Source organism: Marivivens niveibacter (assembly GCF_002150005.2).
Lineage (GTDB): Bacteria > Pseudomonadota > Alphaproteobacteria > Rhodobacterales > Rhodobacteraceae > Marivivens > Marivivens niveibacter.
Genome location: NZ_MSPP01000010.1, coordinates 1 through 2,500 on the forward strand (window position 1 = coordinate 1; position 2,500 = coordinate 2,500).

2 rRNA genes (1 of these 2 cut by a window edge) are annotated in these 2,500 nt (G+C 53.4%); both read right to left on the minus strand.

Annotated elements, in window-relative coordinates:
- Window positions 1-52: 52 nt before the first annotated feature.
- Window positions 53-167: ribosomal RNA gene (gene rrf, locus BVC71_RS15255) — 5S ribosomal RNA — on the minus strand.
- A gap of 79 nt (window positions 168-246) precedes the next feature.
- Window positions 247-2,500, minus strand: a 23S ribosomal RNA gene (locus tag BVC71_RS15260); it runs 576 nt beyond the window's last position.

The window sequence follows — 2,500 nt, forward strand, 5'->3', positions numbered from 1 at the left end:
ACTGGCTGGGGTATTTTTCATCGTTTTAGAGAGATTTATTGGTTTTTACTAGGTCTGGCGGTGACTTACTCTCCCACGCCTTAAGACGCAGTACCATCAGCGCGACGGCACTTAACGGCCGGGTTCGGAAAGGGACCGGGTGTTTTGCTCGTGCTATAGCCACCAGACCGAGTAAAAACCAATTGTCCAAGTCGAGTACAGTAACTGTGTGTGTATGCTTTTGATTTGATGTTGTTATTACTGGATCAAATCAAGCCTATCGGACCATTAGTACCGGTCAACTGAATGCATTGCTGCACTTACATCTCCGGCCTATCGACGTGGTGGTCTACCACGGTCCTCAGGGATACCTTGTTTTGAGGGGGGCTTCCCGCTTAGATGCCTTCAGCGGTTATCCTTTCCGTTCATAGCTACCCAGCACTACCGTTGGCACGATAACTGGTCCACCAGTGGAACGTTCACCCCGGTCCTCTCGTACTAGGGGCAACTCCTCTCAAGTATCCTACACCCACGGAAGATAGGGACCGAACTGTCTCACGACGTTCTAAACCCAGCTCACGTACCTCTTTAAATGGCGAACAGCCATACCCTTGGGACCTGCTCCAGCCCCAGGATGAGATGAGCCGACATCGAGGTGCCAAACACTGCCGTCGATATGGACTCTTGGGCAGTATCAGCCTGTTATCCCCGGCGTACCTTTTATCCGTTGAGCGATGGCCCTTCCACTCGGGACCACCGGATCACTATGGCCGACTTTCGTCTCTGCTCGACTTGTCAGTCTTGCAGTCAGGCTGGCTTCTGCCATTGCACTCAACGAGCGATTTCCGACCGCTCTGAGCCAACCTTCGCGCGCCTCCGTTACTGTTTGGGAGGCGACCGCCCCAGTCAAACTACCCACCACGCAGGGTCCCGGATCCGGATAACGGACCGCGGTTAGACATCAAGCAAAGCAAGGGTGGTATCTCAAGGAAGGCTCCACAGGGACTGGCGTCCCTGCTTCAAAGCCTACCACCTATCCTGCACATGCTGTACCTGATGCCAGTGCGAAGCTATAGTAAAGGTGCACGGGGTCTTTCCGTCTAACCGCGGGTAGCCTGCATCTTGACAGGCAATTCAATTTCGCTGAGTCGACGTTGGAGACAGCGGGGAGGTCGTTACGCCATTCGTGCAGGTCGGAACTTACCCGACAAGGAATTTCGCTACCTTAGGACCGTTATAGTTACGGCCGCCGTTTACCGGGGCTTCAATTCGGAGCTTGCACTCCTCCTTTTAACCTTCCGGCACCGGGCAGGCGTCAGACCCTATACGTCGTCTTACGACTTCGCAGAGCCCTGTGTTTTAAGTAAACAGTCGCCACCCCCTGGTTTGTGCCCCCCGCCCATAGTTGCCTACGAACGGGGCCTCCTTCTCGCGAACTTACGGAGGTATTTTGCCGAGTTCCTTCAACGTCGTTCTCTCAAGCGCCTTGGTATTCTCTACCTATCCACCTGTGTCGGTTTAGGGTACGATCTAATGGAGGGCTATTTCCAGGAACCTCTAAACGGCCCGACCAATCCAATAAGGTCGAACAATCTTCGAGATCCGTCACCATCTCCTGGCCCAGGAATATTAACCTGGTTCCCATCGACTACGCCTTTCGGCCTCGCCTTAGGGGTCGGCTTACCCTGCTCAGATTAGCTTTAAGCAGGAACCCTTGGATTTTCGGCGAGAGGGTCTCTCACCCTCTTTGTCGCTACTCATGTCATCATTCTCACTGGTGATCTCTCCACCGGATGCCTTACAGCCCGGCTTCACAGAAAGTTCCTTGCGTCCAATGTACCCGAGGGCACTAAGGACGCATGGAACTATATCACACCACGCTCTGCTACCGCGTGCATATGCACACCCGAAGTTTCGGCTCATGGCTTGAGCCCCGTTACATCTTCGCCGCAGGACAACTTATTTAGACCAGTGAGCTGTTACGCTATCTTTAAAGGATGGCTGCTTCTAAGCCAACCTCCTGGTTGTTTTGGTCGTCCCACCTGCTTTCCCACTTAGCCATGAATTAGGGGCCTTAACTGTCGGTCAGGGTTGTTTCCCTCTCCACAACGGACGTTAGCACCCGCTGTGTGTCTGCCGGATAGTACTCCTCGGTATTCGGAGTTTGGTTAGGATCAGTAAGCCTGTGGGGCCCCATTACCCATCCAGTGCTCTACCCCCGAGGGTATTCGTCCGACGCTCTACCTAAATAGATTTCGCAGAGAACCAGCTATCTCCGAGTTTGATTGGCCTTTCACCCCTAGCCACAGCTCATCCCGACCTTTTTCAACAGGTGTGGGTTCGGACCTCCAGTAAGTGTTACCTTACCTTCATCCTGGCCATGGCTAGATCACTCGGTTTCGGGTCTGATCCCACGAACTCATTCGCCCTATTAAGACTCGCTTTCGCTGCGCCTACACCTAACGGCTTAAGCTTGCTCGTAAGACCAAGTCGATGACCCATTATACAAAAGGTACGCCGT